The sequence below is a fragment of the Micromonospora sp. NPDC005707 genome, from assembly GCF_040631005.1.
GTDB lineage: Bacteria > Actinomycetota > Actinomycetes > Mycobacteriales > Micromonosporaceae > Micromonospora.
Genome location: NZ_JBEXYR010000005.1, coordinates 18,461 through 39,644, shown reverse-complemented (window position 1 = coordinate 39,644; position 21,184 = coordinate 18,461). Strand labels below are relative to the sequence as shown.

The window sequence follows — 21,184 nt, the reverse complement described above, 5'->3', positions numbered from 1 at the left end:
GATCGCGGACATGCGTGCTCAGCTGATCGGGACCGCCGCCGCGGCGGCCGAGCCCGACCTCGGCCACCACGGGGACGCCGAGGCCACGCCGGGTCTGGTGGACCTGGCGGTCAATGTCCGACGCGCCCCCATGCCGGAGTGGCTGGCCGACCCGCTGGTCGCCGCGATGGGCGCGCTGGCCGCGTACCCGGATCCCGGCCCCGCCCGGGCCGCCGTCGCCGCCCGACACGGGCGTCCCCCGGAGGAGGTACTCCTCACCGCCGGCGCCGCCGAGGGTTTCGTGCTGATCGCCCGGGCGCTGCGCGAGGCCCGGCGGCCGGTGGTGGTGCACCCGCAGTTCACCGAGCCGGAGGCCGCCCTGCGGGCCGCCGGCCACACCGTCGAACGGGTGCTGCTCGACGCGGGCGACGACTTCCGGCTGGACCCGGCCCGGGTGCCCGCCGACGCCGACCTGGTGCTGCTCGGCAACCCCACCAACCCCACCTCCGTGCTGCACCCCGCCGGGGCGCTCGCCGCGCTGGCCCGCCCCGGCCGGGTGCTGGTGGTCGACGAGGCGTTCGCCGACACCACGGCGGCCCCCGGCGTCGAGGGCGAGCCCGAGTCGCTCGCCGCCCGCCGCGACCTGCCCGGCCTCCTGGTGGTCCGCAGCCTCACCAAGACGTGGGGACTGGCCGGGCTGCGCATCGGCTACCTGCTCGGCGACCCCGCGCTGCTCGCCCGGCTCGCCGCCGCCCAGCCGCTCTGGGCGGTCTCCACCCCGGCGCTCGCCGCCGCGACCGCCTGCGCGTCCCCCGCCGCCGCCGCGGCCGAGCGCGAAATCGCCGCCGGGCTCGCCGCCGACCGCGACCACCTGGTGGCCCGCCTGTCCGGCCTGCCGGGGGTACGCGTCGTCGGCCGCCCCGCCAGCGCCTTCGTCCTGGTCCACCTGGCCGGTGCCGCCGAGGTCCGCGAGCGGCTGCGCGAGCGTGGCTGGGCCGTGCGCCGCGGCGACACCTTCCCCGGGCTGGGCCCGGACTGGCTGCGGATCGCGGTGCGTGATCCGGCGACGACCGACGCCTTCACGGACGTGCTGGCGGAGATCCTGGAGGCATGATGTTGGAGTCCACCGTCGCGGCGATCCGGCCGCTCGACGAGGCCGCCATGGCGGCGGCCCGCGAACTCCAGGGCCGGCTGACCAAGCCCGCCGGTTCGCTCGGCGCCCTGGAGCCGCTCTCCGTACGCCTCGCCGGCCTCGCCGGGACCTGCCCGCCGCCGCTGCCCGAGCCGGCCGCGGTGGCGATCTTCGCGGGCGACCACGGCGTGCACGCCCAGGGCGTCACCCCGTGGCCGCAGGAGGTCACCGCCCAGATGATCGGCAACTTCCTGGCCGGCGGCGCGGTGGTCAACGCGTTCGCCCGGCAGGCCGGCGCCTCGGTCACCGTGGTGGACGTCGGCGTGGCCACCCCGTTCCCGGCCGACCCCGCCGCCGACCCCGCCGGCCCCCGCCTGATCGCGGCGAACGTGCGGCCCGGCACCCGGGACCTGACGGTCACCGCCGCGCTCACCCGCGACGAGGCGCGCGCGGCCGTGGAGACCGGCATCCGGGTCGCCGGGGAACTTGTCGACGCCGGGGCGGGCATCCTGCTCACCGGTGACATGGGCATCGGCAACACCACCCCGGCCGCCGCGCTGATCGCCGCGTTCACCGGGGTGGACCCGGCGGCGGCGACCGGGCGGGGCACCGGGGTGGACGACGAGACGTACGCCCGCAAGGTCGGCGTGGTGCGGGCCGCGCTGGACCGGCACGCGCCCGACCCCGCCGACCCGCTCGGGGTGCTGGCCACGGTCGGCGGCCTGGAGCACGCCGCGCTGGCCGGGCTGGTCCTCGGCGCCGCCGCGCGCCGGGTGCCGGTGCTGCTGGACGGCGTCATCGCGGTCAGCGCCGCCCTGGCGGCCGCCGCGTTCGCGCCCGACGCCGTCGGGGCCATGGTCGCCGGGCACCGCTCGGCCGAGCCGGGCGCCACGGCCGCGCTGCGGCACCTCGGCCTGGACCCGCTGATCGACCTCGGGCTGCGGCTCGGCGAGGGCACCGGGGCGCTGCTCGCGCTCCCCGTCGTCACCGGCGCCGTCCGGGTGCTGCACGAGGTCGCCACCTTCGACTCGGCGGGAGTGGCCGAGAAGTGAGCGCGCGCAGCCCGCGGGCCAGCGTGCCGCGTCGTGGTGCGCCGACAGGAGGGCTCAGCGTGCCGCGTCGGGGCGGTGCCGGGCGGATGGCGCGGCGGGCCCGGTCCGGCGGGGAGGCGGTCACGTGAGCGGCAACCCGTACCCCCTCGGGTTGCGGCTGGCCGGCCGGCGGGTGGTCGTGGTCGGCGGGGGAGCGGTGGCCACCCGGCGGGTGCCCGCGCTGCTCGACGCCGGCGCGGACGTCCTGCTGGTGGCGCCGGAGCTGACCCCGGCGCTGCGGGCGCACGTGGACGCCGGCCGGCTGCGCTGGGAGCCGCGCCGGTTCGCCCCCGGCGACCTGGACGGCGCCTGGCTGGTCCAGGTCGCCGTGGACGACCGGGTCGCCGCGGCCGCGGTGAGCGCCGCCGCCGCCGAGCGCCGCGTCTTCTGCGTCCGCGCCGACGATCGGGCCGCCGCCACCGCGTGGACCCCGGCGGTGACCCGGCACGGCCCGGTCACCGTGGCCGTGCTGGGCGGCGGTGACCCCCGCCGCGCCATGAGCGTCCGCGACGCGGTCCGCGAACTGCTGGCCGCCCGCGCCGGGCAGCCGACCGCTGAGCTGGGCGCCGCTGCCGCGCCGGCTCGGCCGGCCGTGCCGGGCGCCGGCGGGTCCGAGGCCGCCGCGGTCGCGCCGTCGGTGGGCCGGGTGGCGTTGGTGGGCGCGGGGCCGGGCGACCCCGAGCTGATCACCGTGAAGGGCTGGCGGCTGCTCACCGAGGCCGAGGTGGTGGTCGCCGACCGGCTCGTCCCCGGTCTGCTCCTCGACGAGCTGCGTGCCGACGTCGAGCTGGTCGACGCCTCCAAGATCCCGTACGGGCCGGCCCGGGCCCAGGAGGAGATCAACCGGATCCTGGTCGACCGCGCCCGGGCCGGGAAGGTCGTGGTCCGGCTCAAGGGCGGCGACCCGTACGTCTTCGGCCGGGGCGGCGAGGAGCTGCTGGCCTGCGCCGAGGCGGGGGTGCCGGTGACCGTGGTGCCCGGGGTGACCAGCGCGATCTCGGTGCCCGCCGCGGCCGGGGTGCCGGTCACCCACCGCGCGGTGGCGCACGAGTTCACCGTCGTCTCCGGGCACGTCGCGCCCGACTCGCCCGACTCCCTGGTCCGGTGGGAGTCCCTCGCCGGCCTGCGCGGCACGCTGGTGATCCTCATGGGCCTGCGGAACCTCGCGGCGATCAGCGCCACCCTCGTGGCGCACGGCCGGCCCGCGCACACCCCGGCCGCGGTGATCCAGGAGGGCACCACCAGCGGGCAGCGGGCCCTCCGCTCGACCCTCGGCGCGGTGGCCGCCGACGTCGAGTCCGCGGGTCTCCGCCCACCCGCCATCGTCGTGGTCGGCGACGTGGTCGGGACCCTCGACACCTGACCCACCGGCAAGCAGGCGGCCCGGGACCAGTCGGTCCCGGGCCGCCGTCGTGGCCGGTCAGGTCACTGCTTGAGCATGTTGTCCAGCAACAGGGCGCAACGGATCAGCCCGAGGTGGCTGTACGCCTGCGGGTGGTTGCCCAGCCCGCGCTCGGCGAGCGGGTCGTACTGCTCGGGGAGCAGCCCGGTCGGCCCGGCCGTGTCGACCATCTGGACGAACAGCTCCTCCGCGTCGGTGCGCCGGCCGGTGCGCAGGTACGCCTCGATGAGCCACGCCGTGCAGATGTGGAAGCCGCCCTCCCGGCCGGGCAGGCCGTCGTCCCAGTGGTAGCGGTAGACGACCGGGCCGCTGCGCAGCTCCGCCTCGATCTTCAGCACCGTGGACAGGAAGCGCGGGTCGTCCCCGGCGAGCAGCCCCGAGATGCCGATCCAGAGCGACGAGGCGTCCATCTCCTCGTAGCCGTAGGCGACGCTGTAGGCCTCCGCCTCCGGGTGCCAGCCGTGCTCCAGCACGTTGTCGGCGATCCGGTCGCGCAGCTCGACCCACTCCGGCCGGTCCTCGCCGCCGTGCTGCCGCACCACGTGCAGCGCCCGGTCGACGGTCATCCAGAGCATGACCTTGGAGAAAACGTGGTGCCGGGGCGGGAGGCGGGCCTCCCAGATGCCGTGGTCGGGCTCGTGCCAGCGGCGGCGGACCGCCTCGACCATGTTCTCCAGCACCCGCCACTCGTCGTCGCGCACCGAGCCCCGGGCGTCGGCCACCGCGGCGATCAGGTCGGCGACCGGGCCGAAGACGTCGAGCTGGAGCTGGTGGTTGGCGAGGTTGCCGACCCGGACCGGCCGGGAGCCGGCGTAGCCGGGCAGGGTGTCGATGACCGCCTCGGCGCCCAGCTCGTAGCCGTCGACCGTGTAGAGCGGGTGCAGCCGTTCCGGGTGCCCGCCGGTGCGGTCGATGACGCCGTCGACCCAGCGCAGCAGGCCCTCGGCCTCCTCGGTGGAGCCGAGGTCGACCAGCGCGCGGGCGGACATGGCCGCGTCCCGCAGCCAGCAGTAGCGGTAGTCCCAGTTGCGGACGCCGCCCAGCTCCTCGGGGAGCGAGGTGGTCGCCGCGGCGAGGATCGAGCCGGTCGGCTCGTGGCAGAGCCCGCGCAGGGTGAGCGCGCTGCGGGCCACCAGGTCCCGGGCGCTGGCGGGCAGCCGCAGCGAGGCCACCCAGTCCTTCCAGGGCTGCTCGGCGGCGGCCTGCCGCTCGTGGATCGGCACCCGGTGGTGTTCCAGGCTCTGCGTGCCGAAGCGCAGCTCCAGCACCACCTGGCCGCCAGCGGCCGACAGGTCCACCACGGCCTTGGCGGTCTCGTAGCCGGCGTCGCTGGTGACCTCCCACTCGACGCCCGGCGAGTAGAGGGCCACCGGCTCGTTGGAGCCGAGCACCAGCAGTCCGTCGTCCAGCGGCTGGAGCTGCACGGCCACCTGGCCGAACTCGGGGCGCGGGGCGAACTCGATCCGGGCCCGCCCGGTGCCGCTGAGCACCCGGACCAGGGTCGAGTCGCCGGTGACGACCACCGGGCCGTCCGGTGTGGTCTCCTTCGCCGGCAGGTCCAGCCAGTCGGTCACGGTGAGGCCGGACCAGCGGGTCTCCACGGTCATGGTGTTGCTGCGGTAGCGCTGGCCCAGCGGGATGCCGCCCCGCTGCGGGCCGACCGTGAAGTGCCCGGCCGGGCTGCCGCCGACGAGGTCGGCGAAGATCGCCGCCGAGTCCGGCTTCGGGTGGCACAGCCAGGTGATCTTGGCTTCGGGGGTGAGCAGCGCGACGGTACGGCCGTTGGCCAGCATCGAGTGCCGCTCGATCGGCACCGCCCGCTCGCCGAACAGCCAGTGCCGCCGGGTCTCCAGCAGCAGGCCCAGCGCCCGGGCCGCCTCGATCGGCTCGGCCACCCGGTAGTCGGCCCGGGTGTCACCCGGACCGATCTTGATGCCGACGTCCGGCCCGTGCAGGTTGCCGAAGGCGTTCTCGTCGGTGACGTCGTCGCCGATGAACAGCACCGCGCTGGCCGCGAGCTGGGTGCGGAGCTGGTCGACCGCGGTGCCCTTGTGGGTCGCCACCACCGACAGCTCGATGACCTCCTTGCCCTGGGTGACGGTGACGTCCTCCCAGGTGGCGGGGCCGCTGCGGACCGCCTCGATGGCCGCGGCCGCGACCTGCGGGTCGACCCCGCGGGTGTGCACGGCGACGCTGGCCGGCTTGCGTTCCAGGCGGATGCCCGGGTGGGCCGCGGCGATCTCGCGCAGCTCGTTGCGGAGCCGGTGCCGGACCGCGATCAGCTCCGGGGTGAGCCGCTCCACGAAGCCGATGTCGAACTCGGAGCCGTGGCTGCCGACCAGGTGCACCTCGCTGGGCAGCCGGGAGAGCGTGGCCAGGTCGCGCAGCGCGCGGCCGGAGACCACCGCGACGCTGGTCTGCGGCAGGGACGCCAGGGCACGGACCGCGGCCACCGACTCGGGCAGCGGCACGGCCTTGCTCGGGTCCTCGACGATCGGCGCGAGGGTGCCGTCGTAGTCGCAGGCGACCAGGAGCTGGGGGACCCGGGCGATCCGGCCGATGGCGGCGCGCAGCTCGGGATCCATCACCCCGCCGGGCGGAGTGGTGGTGGCGTTCGGGCTCACGCAGCCTCCGCATCGGGCACGCCGAGTTCGGTCAGGAAGGACTTGGCCCAGTGGCCGACGTCGTGGCTGCGCAGGTGGCGTTGCATTATCCGCATCCGGCGGCGGGCCTCGGGTTTCTCGACGTGCACGGCGCGCAGCAGCGCGTCCTTGACCGCGTCGGGGTCGTGCGGGTTGCACAGGAAGGCCTGGCGCAGCTCGGTGGCGGCGCCGGCGAACTCACTGAGCACGAGCGCGCCGCCCTGGTCGGCGCGCGATGCGACGTACTCCTTGGCCACCAGATTCATTCCGTCTCGCAGCGGGGTCACCATCATCACGTCTGCCGCGACGTACATCGCGGCAAGTTCGGAGCGACTGTACGACTGATGCAGATAATGCACCGCCGGCACGCCGACCCGTCCGAATTCGCCATTAATCCGGCCGACCTCGCGCTCGACCTTCACCCGAAGTGCCTGGTAGTGCTCCACGCGCTCGCGGCTCGGGGTGGCGACCTGCACCATGACCGCGTCGGGGACTGTCAACTTTCCGTCAGCGAGGAGTTCGCGGAAGGCCTTCAGCCGGAGCTCGATGCCCTTGGTGTAGTCGAGCCGGTCGACCCCCAGGATGATCGTCTTCGGGTTGCCCAGCTCCTCGCGGATCTGCTTGGCCCGGGCCTGGATCGCCGGGTCCTCGGCCAGCCGCTCCATCTCGCGGGTGTCGATCGAGATGGGGAACGCACCGGCCTTCACCTGCCGGCCGTCGACCTGGATCATCTGCCCCTCGTAGCGGAGGCCGAGCAGGTGCCGGGCCAGCCGGACGAAGTTCTGCGCCGCCAGCCGCTGCTGGAAGCCGACCAGGTCGGCGCCGAGCAGCCCGCGCAGGATCTCGGTGCGGAACGGCATCTGCATGAACAGCTCGATCGGCGGGAACGGGATGTGCAGGAAGAACCCGATCCGCAGGTCCGGCCGCAGCTCGCGGAGCATCGCCGGCACGAGCTGGAGCTGGTAGTCCTGCACCCAGACCGTGGCGCCCTCGGCCGCCACGTCCGCCGCGGCCTCCGCGAACCGGGCGTTGACCAACCGGTACGCCTCGCGCCAGCGCCGCTTGTAGGCCGGGGTCTCGACCGCGTCGTGGTAGAGCGGCCAGATCGTCGCGTTGGACTGCCCCTCGTAGTAGCGCTCCAGCTCCTCGGCGCTCAGCGGCACCGGGTGCAGCCGGATCCCCTCCAGGTCGAAGGGCTCGGGGGCGGCGCCGGTGCCGCCGGCCCAGCCCACCCAGGTGCCCTGGTGCTCGGCGAGGACCGGGTGCAGCGCGGTCACCAGGCCGCCCGGGCTGCGTCGCCACTGCCGCCCTTCGGGTGTGCTCACCTCGTCGACCGGCAGTCGGTTCGCCACAACGACAAAGGAGCTACGGACGGTCACGATCGGCCACCTCCGGTTGCTGACGGGTCCACCGCGCTGAGCGTACTGAGCGTAGCTGCGGCCTCTGTTGCCCCGTGCCGGAGTTCCCTACCCGTCCCGGAAGCGCCGAACCCACATCGTGATCTTGTCGACAGCGGCGGCGCGCCGCGTCCTCGGGGGCGGGGCGATGTGGGCGGAGCGGGCCGTACCTGTCAGGATTGACGATGGCGTGCGCGCGGCCGGCCCGGCCGGCGGCGGCGGGCGGACCTCGAAGCCCGCGCCCGCGCCCGCAGCTCGCGATCGCAACCGACGGAGGTAGCCCGCACCGTGGCCCAGTTCATCTACGTCCTGGAAAAGGCGCGCAAGGCGCACGGCGACAAGGTCGTGCTCGACAACGTGACGCTGAACTTCCTGCCGGGGGCCAAGATCGGTGTGGTCGGCCCGAACGGCGCCGGTAAGTCCAGCCTCCTCAAGATCATGGCAGGTTGGGACCAGCCGAGCAACGGCGAGGCCCGGCTCATGCCCGGCTACACCGTCGGCATGCTGGCCCAGGAGCCGGCGCTCAACGACGCCAAGACCGTCCTCGGCAACATCGAGGAGGCGGTCGCGGAGACCAAGGCCAAGCTCGAGCGGTTCAACAAGATCGCCGAGCAGATGGCGACCGACTACACCGACGAGCTGATGGAGGAGATGGGCAAGCTCCAGGAGGAGCTCGACCACGCCGACGCCTGGGACGTCGACTCCAAGCTCGAACTGGCCATGGACGCGCTGCGCTGCCCCCCGCCGGACGCCGACGTGATCCAGCTCTCCGGCGGTGAGCGCCGCCGGGTGGCGCTGTGCAAGCTGCTGCTGGAGGCGCCGGACCTGCTGCTGCTCGACGAGCCCACCAACCACCTGGACGCGGAGAGCGTGCAGTGGCTGGAGCAGCACCTGGCCAAGTACGCCGGCACGGTGATCGCCATCACCCACGACCGGTACTTCCTCGACAACGTGGCCAACTGGATCCTGGAGCTGGACCGCGGCCGGGCCTACCCGTACGAGGGCAACTACTCCACCTACCTGGAGAAGAAGGCCGCCCGCATGGCGGTCGAGGGCCGGCGCGACGCCAAGATGAAGAAGCGCCTCGACGACGAGCTCGAATGGGTCCGCTCGAACGCCAAGGCCCGGCAGACCAAGTCCAAGGCCCGCCTCGACCGCTACGAGGAGATGGCCACCGCCGCCGAGCAGACCCGCAAGCTGGACTTCGAGGAGATCCAGATCCCGCCGGGCCCGCGCCTGGGCAGCACCGTGATCGAGGCCAAGGATCTCGTCAAGGCGTTCGGCGACCGGGTGCTGATCGACAACCTCAGCTTCTCGCTGCCGCGCAACGGCATCGTCGGCGTGATCGGCCCGAACGGCGTCGGCAAGACCACCCTGTTCAAGACCATCGTGGGCCTGGAGGAGCCGACCGGCGGCTCGGTCCGGGTCGGCGAGACGGTCTCCCTGTCGTACGTCGACCAGAGCCGGGCCGGCCTGGCCGGGGACAAGACGGTCTGGGAGACGGTCTCCGACGGGCTGGACCACCTCCTCGTGGGCAAGGTCGAGATGCCGTCCCGGGCGTACATCGCGGCGTTCGGCTTCAAGGGTCCGGACCAGCAGAAGCCGACCAAGGTGCTCTCCGGCGGCGAGCGCAACCGGCTCAACCTGGCGCTGACCCTCAAGATCGGCGGCAACGTGATCCTGCTCGACGAGCCGACCAACGACCTCGACGTCGAGACGCTCGGCAGCCTGGAGAACGCGCTGCTGGAGTTCCCCGGCTGCGCCGTGGTCATCTCCCACGACCGGATGTTCCTCGACCGGGTCGCCACGCACATCCTGGCCTGGGAGGGCGACGACCAGAACCCGGCGCGGTGGTTCTGGTTCGAGGGCAACTTCGAGGCGTACGAGAAGAACAAGATCGACCGACTCGGCGCGGAGGCCGCCCGGCCGCACCGGGTGACGTACCGCAAGCTCACCCGTGACTGACCGGTTCGTCTACGACTGCGCGCTGCGCTGGTCCGACCTGGACGCGTACGGCCACGTCAACAACTCGCGCTTCCTCACGCTCTACGAGGAGGCCCGGGTGGCGATGATGTTCGCGGGCGGCCGGGCGTGGGGAGTGGGCTCGTTCGCCGACGGGGTGGTCATCCGCCGGCACGAGGTCGACTACCTGCGCCCGGTCGACTACGCGCTGGGCCGGGCCACCGCGGACGCGGCCCCCACGGTCCGGATCGAGCTGTGGGTGGAGGAGATCCGGGCGGCGTCCTTCACCGTCGCCTACGAGCTCTACGACCGCGACGTGCTGGCCAGCCGGGCCCGCTCGGTCCTGGTCCCGTTCGACCTGGCCGCGCAGCGGCCCCGCCGGATCTCCCCGGAGGAGCGGGCCTTCCTGCTCCGGTACGCGCCCGGGCTCGCGGCATGACCACGCCGGCCGCACGGCACGGGCTGGACGGGGTGCCCGACGCGGGCGCGTTCCTGGCCCGCCTCGTCCGGCTGGACCCGGGCACCCTGGTCCGGCTCCGGCCGGTGCCGGAAACCGGGCACACCGCCCTGTGGGCCCGGCTGCCGTGGGACGTGCTCGTGGTCCGGACCGTCTCCGGCACGGCGCCGGGCGACGCCACGGTGGCGGCGGGGGAGCTGCTGGCGGAGCTGTCGGCGGGTGGCGACGCGCTGCCCCGGCGCCGGGACGACGGGTGGCGCTGGCCGCTGCCCCCGGCTGCCAGCCGGGCGGTGGAGGCGCTGCCCGCCGCCGAGGTCCAGCGGATCGCCGCCGCGGCGGCCGGGACGCTGCGCGAGGCGGCCACCCACGGCGTGGCGGGCCGGGCGGTGGGCCAGCGGGCGCTGCGGGACGCGCTGCTGGACCACGTCGCGGTGGTGGTGACCCCGGACGAGGCGCCGGACGCCCCGGTGGAGGTGCCGCAACGGCTGGTGCAGGGGCTGGTCCGGATGGGCTTCCTCGGCGCCGGCGACGTTCAGGTGCGTGTCGCCGGCCGTTGGGTCGGCCTCGTCGGACCGTACGGAGCGGCCTGGTCGCGGAAGGTCGCGGACCTCGCACTGAGGCCCATCGGAGTTCATCCGAACGGATGACCCATGGTCATTCTTCCGGTTTGGGGCGACCGTTGGGGGGATGCCTCCTGCCGGCTGTCCGGGTACCGTCCATCCTCGGATCCAACGCACCGTAGGCGGCTGGATCCGCTGGGGAGTGAGGTGCGCGAGCGATGCCGTGGTGGTCATGGCGCCCAGGTGCCGCCGGAGGCGGCGACCCGGAAACTCGAAGCGGGATCACAGTGGATGACACCGTCCGGGTCGGACCACCGACCCCCCGTCAGCCGGCGGACGACGCGGCGGCCGCCGAGCGGCCCGTGATCGCCGACATGCCGGCAACCGTCGCCCCGGTCACCCTCCGCCGGGTCTGCGACGCGCTCGACCTGCTCGACGTGCGCTACCTGGCCGACGGCGACGGGAACCTGCTGGCCATGTGGGAGCGGCACGCGGTGCTGGTCACCCTGGAGGGCCCCGAGGACGAGATCCTGGTGATGCGGGCCCGGCCGCACGCGACGGTCCCGCCGGACTGGGCCGACCGCGCCTACCGGGTGGTCAACGAGTGGAACCACACCCGGCGGTTCTGCAAGGCCTACATCGGCGACCCGACCGAGCGCGGCCAGCTGCCCATCTACGCGGAGCTCCAGGTCCCGCTCGGCGCCGGCACCCACGACGCGCTGCTGGTCGAGATGCTCGACTGCGGCGCGGCGGTGGCCACCACCTTCGTCGACTGGCTGCACGACGAGGGCGCCCTGCTCTGACTGCTCCGGGCGGCCGTCACGGCCCGCCCACCGCCCCCGGTCAGCCCTCGGCCGCCGGGTCCTCCATCACGTTCACCATGAAATAGGCGGCCCGCTCCAGGTAGTCCCAGAGCGCGGCGGCGAGCTGCGGCGGCAGGTCGAGCCGGTCGACCGCCCGGCGCATGTGGCGCAGCCAGGCGTCCCGCTCGACGGCGCCGATCCGGAACGGGGCGTGCCGCATCCGCAGCCGTGGGTGGCCGCGCTGCTCCGAGTAGTTGTGCGGGCCGCCCCAGTACTGGATGAGGAAGAGGGTCAGCCGGTCGGCCGCCGGGCCGAGGTCCTCCTCCGGGTACATCGGCCGCAGCAGCGGGTCGGTGGCGACACCGGCGTAGAACTCGTCCACCAGCTTGCGGAAGGTGGGTTCGCCGCCGATCGCCTCGAAGAGGGTCATCGACTCGCCTGGGGAAGTCACGCCACCCATCCTGCCAGGTGCCGCCCGGGGACGGCCCACGCCCACCTGCCGGCGGGAGTCAGGTCACCGCGTGCCGGCGCCGGCCGCGCTCGCCGGACCGGTCGCCCGCCGCCGCCCCGCGGCCCGGGGTGTGCCCGCTCCGCCCGTCGGGGGCCGCCGTGGCGGCGGATTCCGCCCGGGCGGAATCGACAGCCGCCTGTACGGTCGCCGGGCGCGGCCAGGTGAGCACCGCGAGGACCATGAGCAGCACGCCGGCGGCACTCCACACGCCGACCACGGAGGGAATGGAGAACCGCTCGGCGAGCGCCCCGGTGGCCAGCACGGCGGCACCCTGGATGATCTGGGTCCCGCTGGCCATCACGCCGAACGCGCGGGCCCGGTAGCCCTCCGGCAACGCCTGGACGAAGAGCCCGTTGGCGACGGGGATGAGCCCCGCCACCGCGAAACCGCACGCGGCGGCGAGGAGCGCCACCACGACCGGCGGCGGGTCGAGCAGCGCCGGGACCAGCACCGCCGGCGCGATCACCGCCAGCGGGCGCATCAGGGCCAGCCGGCGGGCCGGGCCGACGAGCCGCCCGACGGCGAGCCCGCCGAGCACGTACCCGACCGGGTTGGCGGCCATGATGACCGCCTGCGCGGTGCCGGTGTCCATGCCGTCCCCGGCCCGCTCGGCGGCCCAGGCCGCGGCGAGCCCTTCGGGGACGATCGAGAAGACCATCGCGCTGAACACCAGCACGGCGATGGCGCGCAGCACCGGGCGGCCGAAGACGAGCCGGAACCCCTCCGCGGTCTCCCGCAGCAGGTGGCTGCGGTGCGCCTCGGTCATGGCCGGCGGCCGGTCCCGCAGGCCGAAGCGGACCAGCGCCGCGGAGAGGCCGAAGGTGGCCGCGTTGATCAGCAGCGCGGCGGCCGGGCTGACCGCGGCCACCGCCGCGCCGAGCAGGTAGCCGAGGACCTGGGCGGCCTGTCCGCTGCTCACCGAGATCGACAGGCCGACCACCAGCCGGTCGCCGGCGAGGATCTGCGGCATCAGCGCGGACCGGGCGGCCTGGCTCGGCGGGTTGGCCAGCGTGGCCGCGAAGATCAGGGCGAGGACCGCCCAGGGCGGCACCCCGGGCAGGGCGACCAGCACCATCAGGAGCATCCGGACCACGTCGCAGGCCACCATGACCTGCCGGTACCGGTAGCGCTCGGCGAGCGCGGAGAGCAGCGGGCCGCCGACCAGCCAGGGCAGGTAGCTGGCCGCGAACGCGGCGGCGGACAGTGCCACCGAGTCGGTCTGCCGGTAGACGAGGACGGTTACCGCGGCCTTCGCGACGTAGTCACCGATCCAGGACAGAGCGCTCGCCGTGAAGAGGACGCGGAACTCCGCGAGGCTGAACACGTCGCGGAAGGTGGCCGGCCCCTCCTGGGCGGGTCGCTCGTCGGACACCGTCGCCTCCATCGTTTCCGGATCGACCACTCGTGATGGCGCGACCTGGAAACCGTCGTCAGATCTACGGATCAGCGAGGACACCAGCACGCTCCTTTGGGGAGCGTGTTCACCGGATTCTGCCCGATCGTCTGACAACTAGCTAGGGTGAACGGATTGATCGTCACATCTCCGACTGAACGAACGGACGATACCCGAGGGGCCGCGCGGTGCGCGACCCCCGAAAATCGTCCGGCCCGTCGAGCCGACCGGCGACGCGGGTCAGGTGGCCCCGCCGGTGCCCGTCTCGCCGCCGCCAGCGGCGCGGGTCGGCGGGGCGGCATAGAGCCGGGCCGCCGCGATCCGCGCGGTGATGCCCGAGTTCTCCAGTGCCTCGGCGAGCCGGCGGCGCAGCTCGCGGCCGACCGCGAACTGCCCGTCCGCGGTGGTCTTCACCACGGTACGGATCACCGCGCCGTCGACCGTCATCTGCTCGACGCCGAGCACCTCCGGCTCCTCCACGATCTGCGGCGCCAGCTCGGGGTCCAGCGCCACCGAGGTGGCCGCCGTACGCAGCACCGCGGTGGCCTCCTCGGTGCCGGCGAAGCCGATCGGCAGGTCGACCACGACCAGGGCCCAGCCCTGGCTCTTGTTGCCGACCCGGACGATCTCGCCGTTGCGGATGTACCAGAGCACGCCCCGGCCGTCCCGGACCGTGGTGACCCGCAGGCCCACGGCCTCCACCACGCCGGTCGCCTCACCCAGGTCGACGGTGTCCCCGACGCCGTACTGGTCCTCGATCAGCATGAACAGGCCGGCGATCAGGTCCTTGACCAGGCTCTGCGCGCCGAAGCCGAGGGCCACACCGGCGATGCCGGCGCTGGCCAGCAGCGGGGCCAGGTCGAAGCTGAACTCCTTGAGCACCATGAGCAGGGCGATGCCGAAGACGAACGCGGTGACCATGCTGCGCAGCACCGAGCCGATCGCTTCGGCGCGCTGCCGCCGCCGCTCCGGCACGAACTGCTCCGGTTCGAGCGTGGCGCTGGGGATCCGCTCCCGCAGCGGGCGGAGCATGGTGGGCACCGCGCCCTCGGTGGTGGTCCGGACCAGCCGGTTGATGGTGCGGTGCAGCGCCCAGCGGGCGGCCACGGCGAGCAGCAGGATCAGCACGATCCGCAGCGGCTTCAGCAGGATCCAGTAGCTGCTCTCGGCGAACCAGGCGGAGTTGGTGACCTTGTACACCCACTCGCAGGAGCTGCTGCCCTGGCAGTCCGGGCGCCGGTCGGAAACGGCGGACAAAACGGTGGCGATCAGGTCGGAGAGACTCACCCTGCCTTCGTACCGCAACACCGCTGGGCGCCCGCTGGCGACCCGCCCCGGGCCCGCTGGAGGGCGCCGCGGACCGATCATGCCGGGCGGAACCGGTCATCCTGACACGGGCGGAAAAAGCTTCACGAGGGTACCCCGGATTAGTGCGTGCAATCCGGGGCGCGATCAGGGACTATTGGCGCAACGGACGTCGGTGATCCGGCCGGCGTCGGTGTCGTTCCCCGCTGCCCGCGGGGCGCGCCCGGCGCCATGGTGGCCGGAGCGGCTGGACCGGGAGGGTGAGCGCGATGCCTGACATACGACCCGCGGCGGGCTCCGGTGCGCTCGTTCTCAACGCCACCTATGAGCCCCTGTGTGTCGTGTCGGTGCGTCGCGCGGCGATCCTCGTGCTCTCCGCCAAGGCCGTCTGCGTGGCCGACGGCGAGGGCATCCTGCACAGCGCGCGCAACGCGCTCCCGGTCCCCTCGGTGGTCCGGCTGACCCGCTACGTCCGGGTCCCCTACCGCACCCACGTCGGGCTCTCCCGCCGGGCGATCTTCGCCCGGGACGGCTGGCGCTGCGCCTACTGCCGCGGCCCGGCGGAGACCATCGACCACGTCTTCCCGCGCAGCCGGGGCGGCCGGCACGCCTGGGAGAACGTGGTCGCCGCCTGCGCCCGCTGCAACCACACCAAGGGCGACAAGACGCCGGCCGAGCTGGGCTGGCGGCTGCACAACCTGCCGGCGGCCCCAAAGGGCACGGCCTGGCGGGTGCTCGGCCACCGGGCGCCCGACCCGCGCTGGGCGGACTGGCTCGACCTGCGCGAGCCGGAGCCCGAGGCGGCCTGAGCGGCGCTCACCGCGCCTTCACCAGCGAGGCGTAGACCACCAGGTTGTCGGCGTACCCGGTCTCGCCGCCCACCCAGCGGCCGCCGCAGGTGATCAACCGCAGGTTGGGCCGGCTGAAGTCGCCGTAGACCTCCCGCACGGGCAGCCGCTCCTTGCCGTACCGCTCGATCGAGGTCACCTCGAAGACGGCCACCGAGCGGTCCTGCCGGGTCACCTCGATCCGGTCGCCGTCGTCGAGGTTCTTGAGGTCGTGGAAGACCGCCGGCCCGGTGGTGGTGTCGACGTGCCCGACGATGACGGCCGGGCCGTACTGCCCGGGGGTGGGCCCCTGCTCGTACCAGCCGGCCTCGCCGGCCCGGCCGACGTCCGGCACCGCGATGCTGCCGTCCGGGGCGATGCCGACCCGGTGCACCGGCGCCCGCAGGTCGATCTTGCCGATGGTGAGGTCCGTCGGCGGGCTCCCGGACAGCACCGGGAACTTCTTCGGCGGCGGGCGCAGCCCCGCGGTGAGCTGCTCCGGCAGCATGCTGATGCCGGTCAACCGTTCCACCCCGAGCATCGCCACGATCAGCGCCATGAGCGCCGCGACCACCAGCACCGGGGCGCCGGGACCGCGCTGGGCGGCGTACCGCCAGCGGCCGGCGGCCTGTCGTGCCGGCGGCACCGGGCGGGCCTGCGGGTCCGCGGTGGTGACGCTGGCGGAGAAGGCGTGGCCGGCGACGCGGGCGAACCGGCGCGAGGCGCGGGACACCAGGCGCAGCCCGGCCCCGAACCGGGACCCGGCCCGGTGCCGGCCCCGGCGCTCCCGGCGGCCCGCTGGAGCGCGAGCGGTGTCCTCTGGAGCGCGAGCGGTGTCCTCGGTCCCCCGGCGGTCGGCGCCGGCGGCCCGGCGCGGGTCCGGTCGGCGGCCGGTGCGGTCGTGGCGGCGCGGTGAGCGGGCCATGGACGCACCTCGTCAGACGCGGCTACCGGTCTTGCGGCGGGCACCCACCCCGGCCACCACGGCCACCACGACCAGGCCGCCGACCAGCAGCAGCGAGCCGGGACCCCGGCCGCCCGCCGTGCCCCCGCCGCCGGTCGCCGGGCCCTTGCTGGGCTGGGCCATGTTCAGCACGGTGAGCATGGTGGAGGCCGTCTTCCCGTTGGAGCAGTCCAGGTTCACCGGGTAGTCACCGGGCGCCTTGTTGCCGGGAATGGTGACCGCTCCGGTGAGGAAGCCGTTGTCCGGCCGGAGCATCACCCGCCCGAAGGCGTCCGAGGTGACCTGGGCCTGCCGGTCGTTGTTGTCATCGCAACTGGCCCGGATGCTCACCCGGGAGCCGGCCTGGACGCTGTTCGGCGTGACCTCGACGAAGACGTTCTCCCCGGCGCGGACCGGCGACGCGGTGGTCAGGACGAACGCCGCGACCAGGCCGAGCAGGCCCAGAACGGCCCAGAGCGCGCGGTGTGACAGGAGCCCTCGCATGATTCCCCCCTTCCGGTGCGGCGCACCGGAATCCTGCTGACGGGCAGCGCGGGATGCATTCCCCCTGACCTGGGGGCAAACCCGGGGCGGATCAGCGGCGCCGGCCGGTAGGGGACGCGCCGGGCGGCGGGAGCGGGGTGACCGGGTGCCAGTCCAGCGGGGTGGAGAGCACCATGGTGCTGGACGGCTGGCCGTACGGGGCGAGCCGGTCGATGACCCCCTCGAACTCGCCCATGGTGCCGGCCGCCACCTTGAGCATGCTGCACGCGTCGCCGGTGATCCGGTGGATCTCCATGATCTCCGGCCAGTCCGCCACGGCGGGGTCGTTCAGGATGCAGCGGGACCCGTAGCAGGACATCCGGATCAGCGCGAGCACGGTCCGGCCGGCCCGGGTCAGGTCCACGTGGGCGTGGTAGCCGGTGATCACCCCGGACTCCTCCAGCCGCCGCACCCGCTCGGCCACGGCTGGCGGGGACAGGTGCACCCGACGGGACAGCTCGCTGTACGAGAGTCGGGCGTCGGCCTGGAGTTCGCGCAGCAGCGCCCAGTCCATGTCGTCCACGCGGTGACCTTCCTTCCGTGAAGTCGAGGGCCGAAGACGCCTTCGGCGCGACAGGTGAGACCACCGTAGCGCCGTCGAACAGGCATTCCATCTGCGGATCAACCAGCGGCATCATGTCGTCTACCCCGGCGTACGGAGGGAGATGACGGTGGAACAGACGACGGCGGTGCGGCCGGCCACCCCGCAGCAGCGGGCGGCCCGGGCGGCGCGCAACGGTGGCAAACCCACCCTGGAGTTCGCCGACCGGGTGCCCTACGACGCGTACGTGCACGCGAGCACGCTGCACCAGCTTCAGCAGCCGCTCAGCGACGATCCGGGCGAGATGTCCTTCCTCATGGTCAGCCAGATCATGGAGCTGTACTTCGGGCTGACCTGCCACGAGCTGCGGCACGCCCAGCGCGAGCTGCGGGCCAACCGGATCTGGGACGCGCTGCCCCCGCTGCGCCGCGCGGCCCTGCACCTGGAGGGGCTCAACGCCGCCTGGCAGGGGCTGCGCTGGATGACCCCGGCCGACTTCAACCGCTTCCGCGACCGGCTCGGCGAGGGCTCCGGCTTCCAGTCGGCCATGTACCGCCAGCTGGAGTTCCTGCTCGGCCTGCGCGACCCGGCGCTGATCCGCCCGTTCCGCCGGCAGACCGAGGTGCACGCCGAGCTGACCGCCGCGCTGGCCACGCCGAGCCTCTGGGACGACGTGGTGGCGCTGCTCGCCCGGCGCGGCTTCGAGCTGCCCGCCGACCTGCTAGAGCGGGACGTGGCGATCGAGCACGAGTCGCACCCCGCCGTCGAGGCGGCCTGGGTGCGGATCTACGCCGACGGTGGCCCCGACAACCACCTGCGCCTGCTCGGCGAGGCGCTGACCGAGGTGGCCGAAGGGTTCGGCGACTGGCGCTGGCACCACATCAAGGCGGTGCAGCGCTCGATGGGCGCCAAGGTCGGCAGCGGCGGTTCCGCCGGGCTGGCCTGGTTGCAGCGGAGCATGGCCCGGGTGGTCTTCCCGGAGCTGTGGTCGGCCCGTACCGTGATGTGACCGGAGAGAGCAGCATGCACACCCCTGAAGAAGACGCGCGCGCCCGCGACGCCGCCGACCCCGGCCACCGGCACCTGTTCCTCGTGCCGCCGGCCGAGGGCGGCCGCTATCCCGAGGTGGCGTACCTGGCCGGCAACTCGCTGGGCCTGCAGCCCCGGGCCACCCGGGAGGAACTCCTCGCCGACCTGGACGCCTGGCGGCGGCTGGGCGTGGAGGGGCACCTGGAGGCGGAGCGGCCCTGGCTGCCGTACCACGAACTCCTGACCGCGCCGGCCGCGCGACTGGTCGGCGCGCGCCCCGCGGAGACCGTGGTGATGAACTCCCTCACGGTCAACCTGCACCTGCTCATGGTGAGCTTCTACCGGCCGGCCGGCGAGCGGACCCGCATCGTCATCGAGGACAGCGCCTTCCCCTCGGACAGCTACGCGGTGCGCAGCCAGGCGCGCTTCCACGGCCTCGACCCGGACACCGCCGTCGTCCGGCTCGCGCCGCGGCCCGGCGAGGACACCCTGCGGACCCAGGACGTCCTGGACTTCCTGGCCGCCGAGGGGCACACCGTCGCGCTGCTGCTGCTCGGCGGGGTCAACTACCTGACCGGCGAGCTCATGGACATCCCGGCGATCACCGCCGCCGGGCGGGCCGCCGGCGCGGTGGTCGGCTGGGACCTGGCGCACGCGGCGGGCAACGTGCCCCTGGCCCTGCACGACTGGGACGTCGACTTCGCCGCCTGGTGCTCCTACAAGTACCTGAACTCCGGGCCCGGCGCGCTGGGCGGCGTCTTCGTCCACGAGCGCCACCTCGGCGACCCCGAGCTGCCGCGCTTCGAGGGCTGGTGGAGCACCGAGGCGGCCACCCGGTTCGAGATGACCCCGGTGTCCCGGCCGCCGGCCACCGTCGAGGCGTGGCAGATCTCCAACCCGCCGATCTTCGCGATGGGCCCGGTGCGCACCTCGCTGGAGCTGTTCGACTCGGTCGGCATGCCCGCGCTGCGCGAGCGCAGCCTCCGGCTCACCGGCTACCTGGAGCGGCTGCTCGACGAGGTGACCACCGACCGGCCGCTGACCGTGGTCACCCCGCGCGACCCGGCCCGCCGCGGCTGCCAGCTCTCCGTGCGGATCGGCACGGGCAGCGCCAACGAGCTGACCAAGCGGCTGCGGCACGAGCACGGCGTGATCGCCGACGCCCGCGAGCCCGACATCGTGCGCTTCGCGCCGGTGCCGCTCTACTCGACGTACCACGACTGCTGGCGGGTCGCCGACGCGCTGGCCGCGACCGTGCCGGTGAGCGCGAGGAGTGAGCAGGGTTTGCGAGCCCCGCAGTCGCGAACGAAAGGCGGGCATGCCTCATGAGCACGGAACGCGAGGAGATCGCCGTCGTCGGTGCCGGGCTGGCCGGCTGCCTGCTGGCCTGCTTCCTGGCCCGGCGCGGCTACCCGGTCGCCCTCTACGAGCGGCGGCCGGACCCGCGCGCCGGGAAGGTCGAGCGGGGCCGCTCGATCAACCTGGCGCTCTCCGAGCGCGGCCTGGACGCGCTGCGCCGGATCGGCCTGGACCGCCAGGTCATGGCCGACGCGCTGCCGATGCGCGGCCGAATGATCCACCCGGTGGAGGGTGAGCCGCAGTTCCAGTCGTACAGCGTCTCCGGCGACCGGGCGATCAACTCGATCAGCCGGGGCGCGCTGAACAACGCGCTGCTCGACGCCGCCGCCGCGCTGCCCGGCGTGCGGATCGCCTTCGACCACCGGCTCGTCGGGCTCGACCCGGTCACCGGCGAGATGACCTTCGAGACCCCGCAGGGCAAGGTCGGCGAGACCGCCTCGGTGGTGCTCGGCGCGGACGGCGCCGGCTCCGCGGTGCGCGGGCAACTGCTGGCGTACGGGGCGGTGAGCGAGAGCCTCGACTTCCTCGACTACGGCTACAAGGAACTCACCATCCCGCCGATCGGCGGCGAGTTCGCCCTGGACCCGGGCGCGCTGCACATCTGGCCGCGCGGCACCTCGATGATGATCGCGCTGCCCAACCCGGACCGCTCCTTCACCTGCACGCTGTTCTGGCCGACCCACGGCACGCAGAGCTTCGCCTCGCTGGGCAGCCCGGCCGCCATCGAGACGTACTTCGCCACCCACTACCCGGACCTCGTGCCGCTCGCCCCGAACCTGGTGGACGACTACCAGCACAACCCGGTCGGGGTGCTCGGCACGGTCCGCTGCACCCCGTGGCAGGTGGCCGGCAGGGTCGGCCTGCTCGGCGACGCGGCGCACGCCATCGTCCCGTTCTACGGCCAGGGCGCGAACTGCGCCTTCGAGGACGTGGTCGAGCTGGACCGCTGCCTGGACGAGTGCGGCGACCAGTGGGCGTCGGCGCTGCCGCTGTTCCAGCACCGCAGGCAGGCCAACGCCGAGGCGATCGCCCGGATGGCGCTGACCAACTTCGTGGAGATGCGGGACAAGGTCGCCTCGCCGGTGTTCCAGACCCGCAAGAAGATCGAGCACGCGCTGGAGCGCGCCCTGCCCGGCCGCTACGTCTCGCAGTACGAGCTGGTCTCGTTCTCCACCACCCCGTACGCCGAGGTGCGCCGCCGGGTGCGCCGCCAGTACCGGGTGGTGGGTGCGGTGGCCGCCGGCGCGGTGGCGGCTCTGGCCGGCGTGGCCGTGGCGCTCGGCCGAGGGAGGCGAGGATGACCCTCTG

At 74.1% G+C, this 21,184-nt stretch carries 19 protein-coding genes; 11 read left to right on the top strand and 8 right to left on the bottom strand.

What is annotated here, in order from left to right:
- Positions 1-10: 10 nt before the first annotated feature.
- The 3 genes from cobC (at position 11) to cobA (ending at position 3,565) form a co-directional block, all read left to right on the top strand.
- Entirely contained in the window at positions 11-1,093 is a 1,083-nt protein-coding gene (gene cobC / locus ABZ452_RS10655; RefSeq protein WP_357941158.1) for an Rv2231c family pyridoxal phosphate-dependent protein CobC, read from the top strand.
- Positions 1,093-2,163, top strand: a complete 1,071-nt coding sequence (gene cobT / locus ABZ452_RS10650; RefSeq protein WP_357941963.1) for a nicotinate-nucleotide--dimethylbenzimidazole phosphoribosyltransferase — start codon at positions 1,093-1,095, stop codon at positions 2,161-2,163. Before cobC ends, cobT begins: the two co-directional genes overlap by 1 nt.
- A gap of 124 nt (positions 2,164-2,287) precedes the next feature.
- Complete coding sequence (gene cobA / locus ABZ452_RS10645) at positions 2,288-3,565, top strand: uroporphyrinogen-III C-methyltransferase (RefSeq protein ID WP_357941156.1); 1,278 nt, start codon at positions 2,288-2,290, stop codon at positions 3,563-3,565.
- Between the two features lie 62 nt (positions 3,566-3,627).
- Here cobA and otsB read toward each other — a convergent pair whose 3' ends face one another.
- Together otsB and ABZ452_RS10635 are read right to left on the bottom strand one after the other, a co-directional pair.
- Complete coding sequence (gene otsB, locus ABZ452_RS10640) at positions 3,628-6,189, bottom strand: trehalose-phosphatase (RefSeq protein ID WP_357941961.1); 2,562 nt, start codon at positions 6,187-6,189, stop codon at positions 3,628-3,630.
- A gap of 35 nt (positions 6,190-6,224) precedes the next feature.
- Positions 6,225-7,625, bottom strand: coding sequence for a trehalose-6-phosphate synthase (locus ABZ452_RS10635; RefSeq protein ID WP_091269672.1), 1,401 nt, complete (start codon positions 7,623-7,625; stop codon positions 6,225-6,227).
- 306 nt (positions 7,626-7,931) lie between these two features.
- Between ABZ452_RS10635 and ettA the strand changes: the two genes are divergently transcribed.
- The 4 genes from ettA (at position 7,932) to ABZ452_RS10615 (ending at position 11,425) form a co-directional block, all read left to right on the top strand.
- Complete coding sequence (gene ettA, locus ABZ452_RS10630) at positions 7,932-9,608, top strand: energy-dependent translational throttle protein EttA (protein WP_357941154.1); 1,677 nt, start codon at positions 7,932-7,934, stop codon at positions 9,606-9,608.
- Positions 9,601-10,044 (top strand): thioesterase family protein, encoded by a 444-nt coding sequence (locus tag ABZ452_RS10625; RefSeq protein ID WP_357941152.1) that lies wholly within the window; start codon positions 9,601-9,603, stop codon positions 10,042-10,044. Before ettA ends, ABZ452_RS10625 begins: the two co-directional genes overlap by 8 nt.
- Positions 10,041-10,709: a hypothetical protein gene (locus tag ABZ452_RS10620; RefSeq protein ID WP_357941150.1), complete on the top strand. Its 669-nt coding sequence runs from the start codon at positions 10,041-10,043 to the stop codon at positions 10,707-10,709. Before ABZ452_RS10625 ends, ABZ452_RS10620 begins: the two co-directional genes overlap by 4 nt.
- Positions 10,710-10,840: 131 nt before the next feature.
- The gene (locus ABZ452_RS10615; RefSeq protein ID WP_357941148.1) at positions 10,841-11,425 is read left to right on the top strand and encodes a YbjN domain-containing protein; all 585 of its coding nucleotides are present in this window, start codon (positions 10,841-10,843) and stop codon (positions 11,423-11,425) included.
- A 40-nt stretch (positions 11,426-11,465) separates the two neighbouring features.
- Here the strand turns inward: ABZ452_RS10615 and ABZ452_RS10610 are convergent, their stop codons facing one another.
- From ABZ452_RS10610 to ABZ452_RS10600, 3 genes are all read right to left on the bottom strand, one after another.
- Positions 11,466-11,855, bottom strand: coding sequence for a globin (locus ABZ452_RS10610; RefSeq protein WP_357941959.1), 390 nt, complete (start codon positions 11,853-11,855; stop codon positions 11,466-11,468).
- 79 nt (positions 11,856-11,934) lie between these two features.
- Positions 11,935-13,320 carry an MFS transporter gene (locus ABZ452_RS10605; protein WP_357941146.1) on the bottom strand — a complete coding sequence of 462 codons (1,386 nt, stop codon included), beginning with the start codon at positions 13,318-13,320 and terminating at the stop codon, positions 11,935-11,937.
- A 249-nt stretch (positions 13,321-13,569) separates the two neighbouring features.
- Positions 13,570-14,697, bottom strand: coding sequence for a mechanosensitive ion channel family protein (locus ABZ452_RS10600; protein WP_357941144.1), 1,128 nt, complete (start codon positions 14,695-14,697; stop codon positions 13,570-13,572).
- 206 nt (positions 14,698-14,903) lie between these two features.
- On the opposite strand from ABZ452_RS10600, the gene ABZ452_RS10595 reads away from it, so the two are divergent.
- Entirely contained in the window at positions 14,904-15,443 is a 540-nt protein-coding gene (locus tag ABZ452_RS10595) for an HNH endonuclease (protein WP_355060238.1), read from the top strand.
- A gap of 7 nt (positions 15,444-15,450) precedes the next feature.
- Here the strand turns inward: ABZ452_RS10595 and ABZ452_RS10590 are convergent, their stop codons facing one another.
- From ABZ452_RS10590 to ABZ452_RS10580, 3 genes are all read right to left on the bottom strand, one after another.
- The gene (locus ABZ452_RS10590; RefSeq protein ID WP_357941141.1) at positions 15,451-16,386 is read right to left on the bottom strand and encodes a class F sortase; all 936 of its coding nucleotides are present in this window, start codon (positions 16,384-16,386) and stop codon (positions 15,451-15,453) included.
- Between the two features lie 12 nt (positions 16,387-16,398).
- Positions 16,399-16,908, bottom strand: coding sequence for a hypothetical protein (locus ABZ452_RS10585; protein WP_357941139.1), 510 nt, complete (start codon positions 16,906-16,908; stop codon positions 16,399-16,401).
- A 91-nt stretch (positions 16,909-16,999) separates the two neighbouring features.
- Complete coding sequence (locus ABZ452_RS10580) at positions 17,000-17,470, bottom strand: Lrp/AsnC family transcriptional regulator (protein WP_357941137.1); 471 nt, start codon at positions 17,468-17,470, stop codon at positions 17,000-17,002.
- 142 nt (positions 17,471-17,612) lie between these two features.
- Between ABZ452_RS10580 and ABZ452_RS10575 the strand changes: the two genes are divergently transcribed.
- Genes ABZ452_RS10575 through ABZ452_RS10565 form a run of 3 tightly spaced genes read left to right on the top strand, consistent with a single transcriptional unit; the run spans position 17,613 to position 21,177 of the window.
- Complete coding sequence (locus ABZ452_RS10575; protein ID WP_357941135.1) at positions 17,613-18,497, top strand: tryptophan 2,3-dioxygenase family protein; 885 nt, start codon at positions 17,613-17,615, stop codon at positions 18,495-18,497.
- Between the two features lie 14 nt (positions 18,498-18,511).
- Positions 18,512-19,846, top strand: coding sequence for a kynureninase (gene kynU / locus ABZ452_RS10570; protein ID WP_357941133.1), 1,335 nt, complete (start codon positions 18,512-18,514; stop codon positions 19,844-19,846).
- A complete protein-coding gene (locus ABZ452_RS10565; protein WP_357941131.1) occupies positions 19,843-21,177 on the top strand; it encodes an NAD(P)/FAD-dependent oxidoreductase in 1,335 nt (444 codons plus the stop codon). The genes kynU and ABZ452_RS10565 overlap by 4 nt, the downstream gene beginning before the upstream one ends.
- The last annotated feature ends 7 nt before the right edge of the window (positions 21,178-21,184 follow it).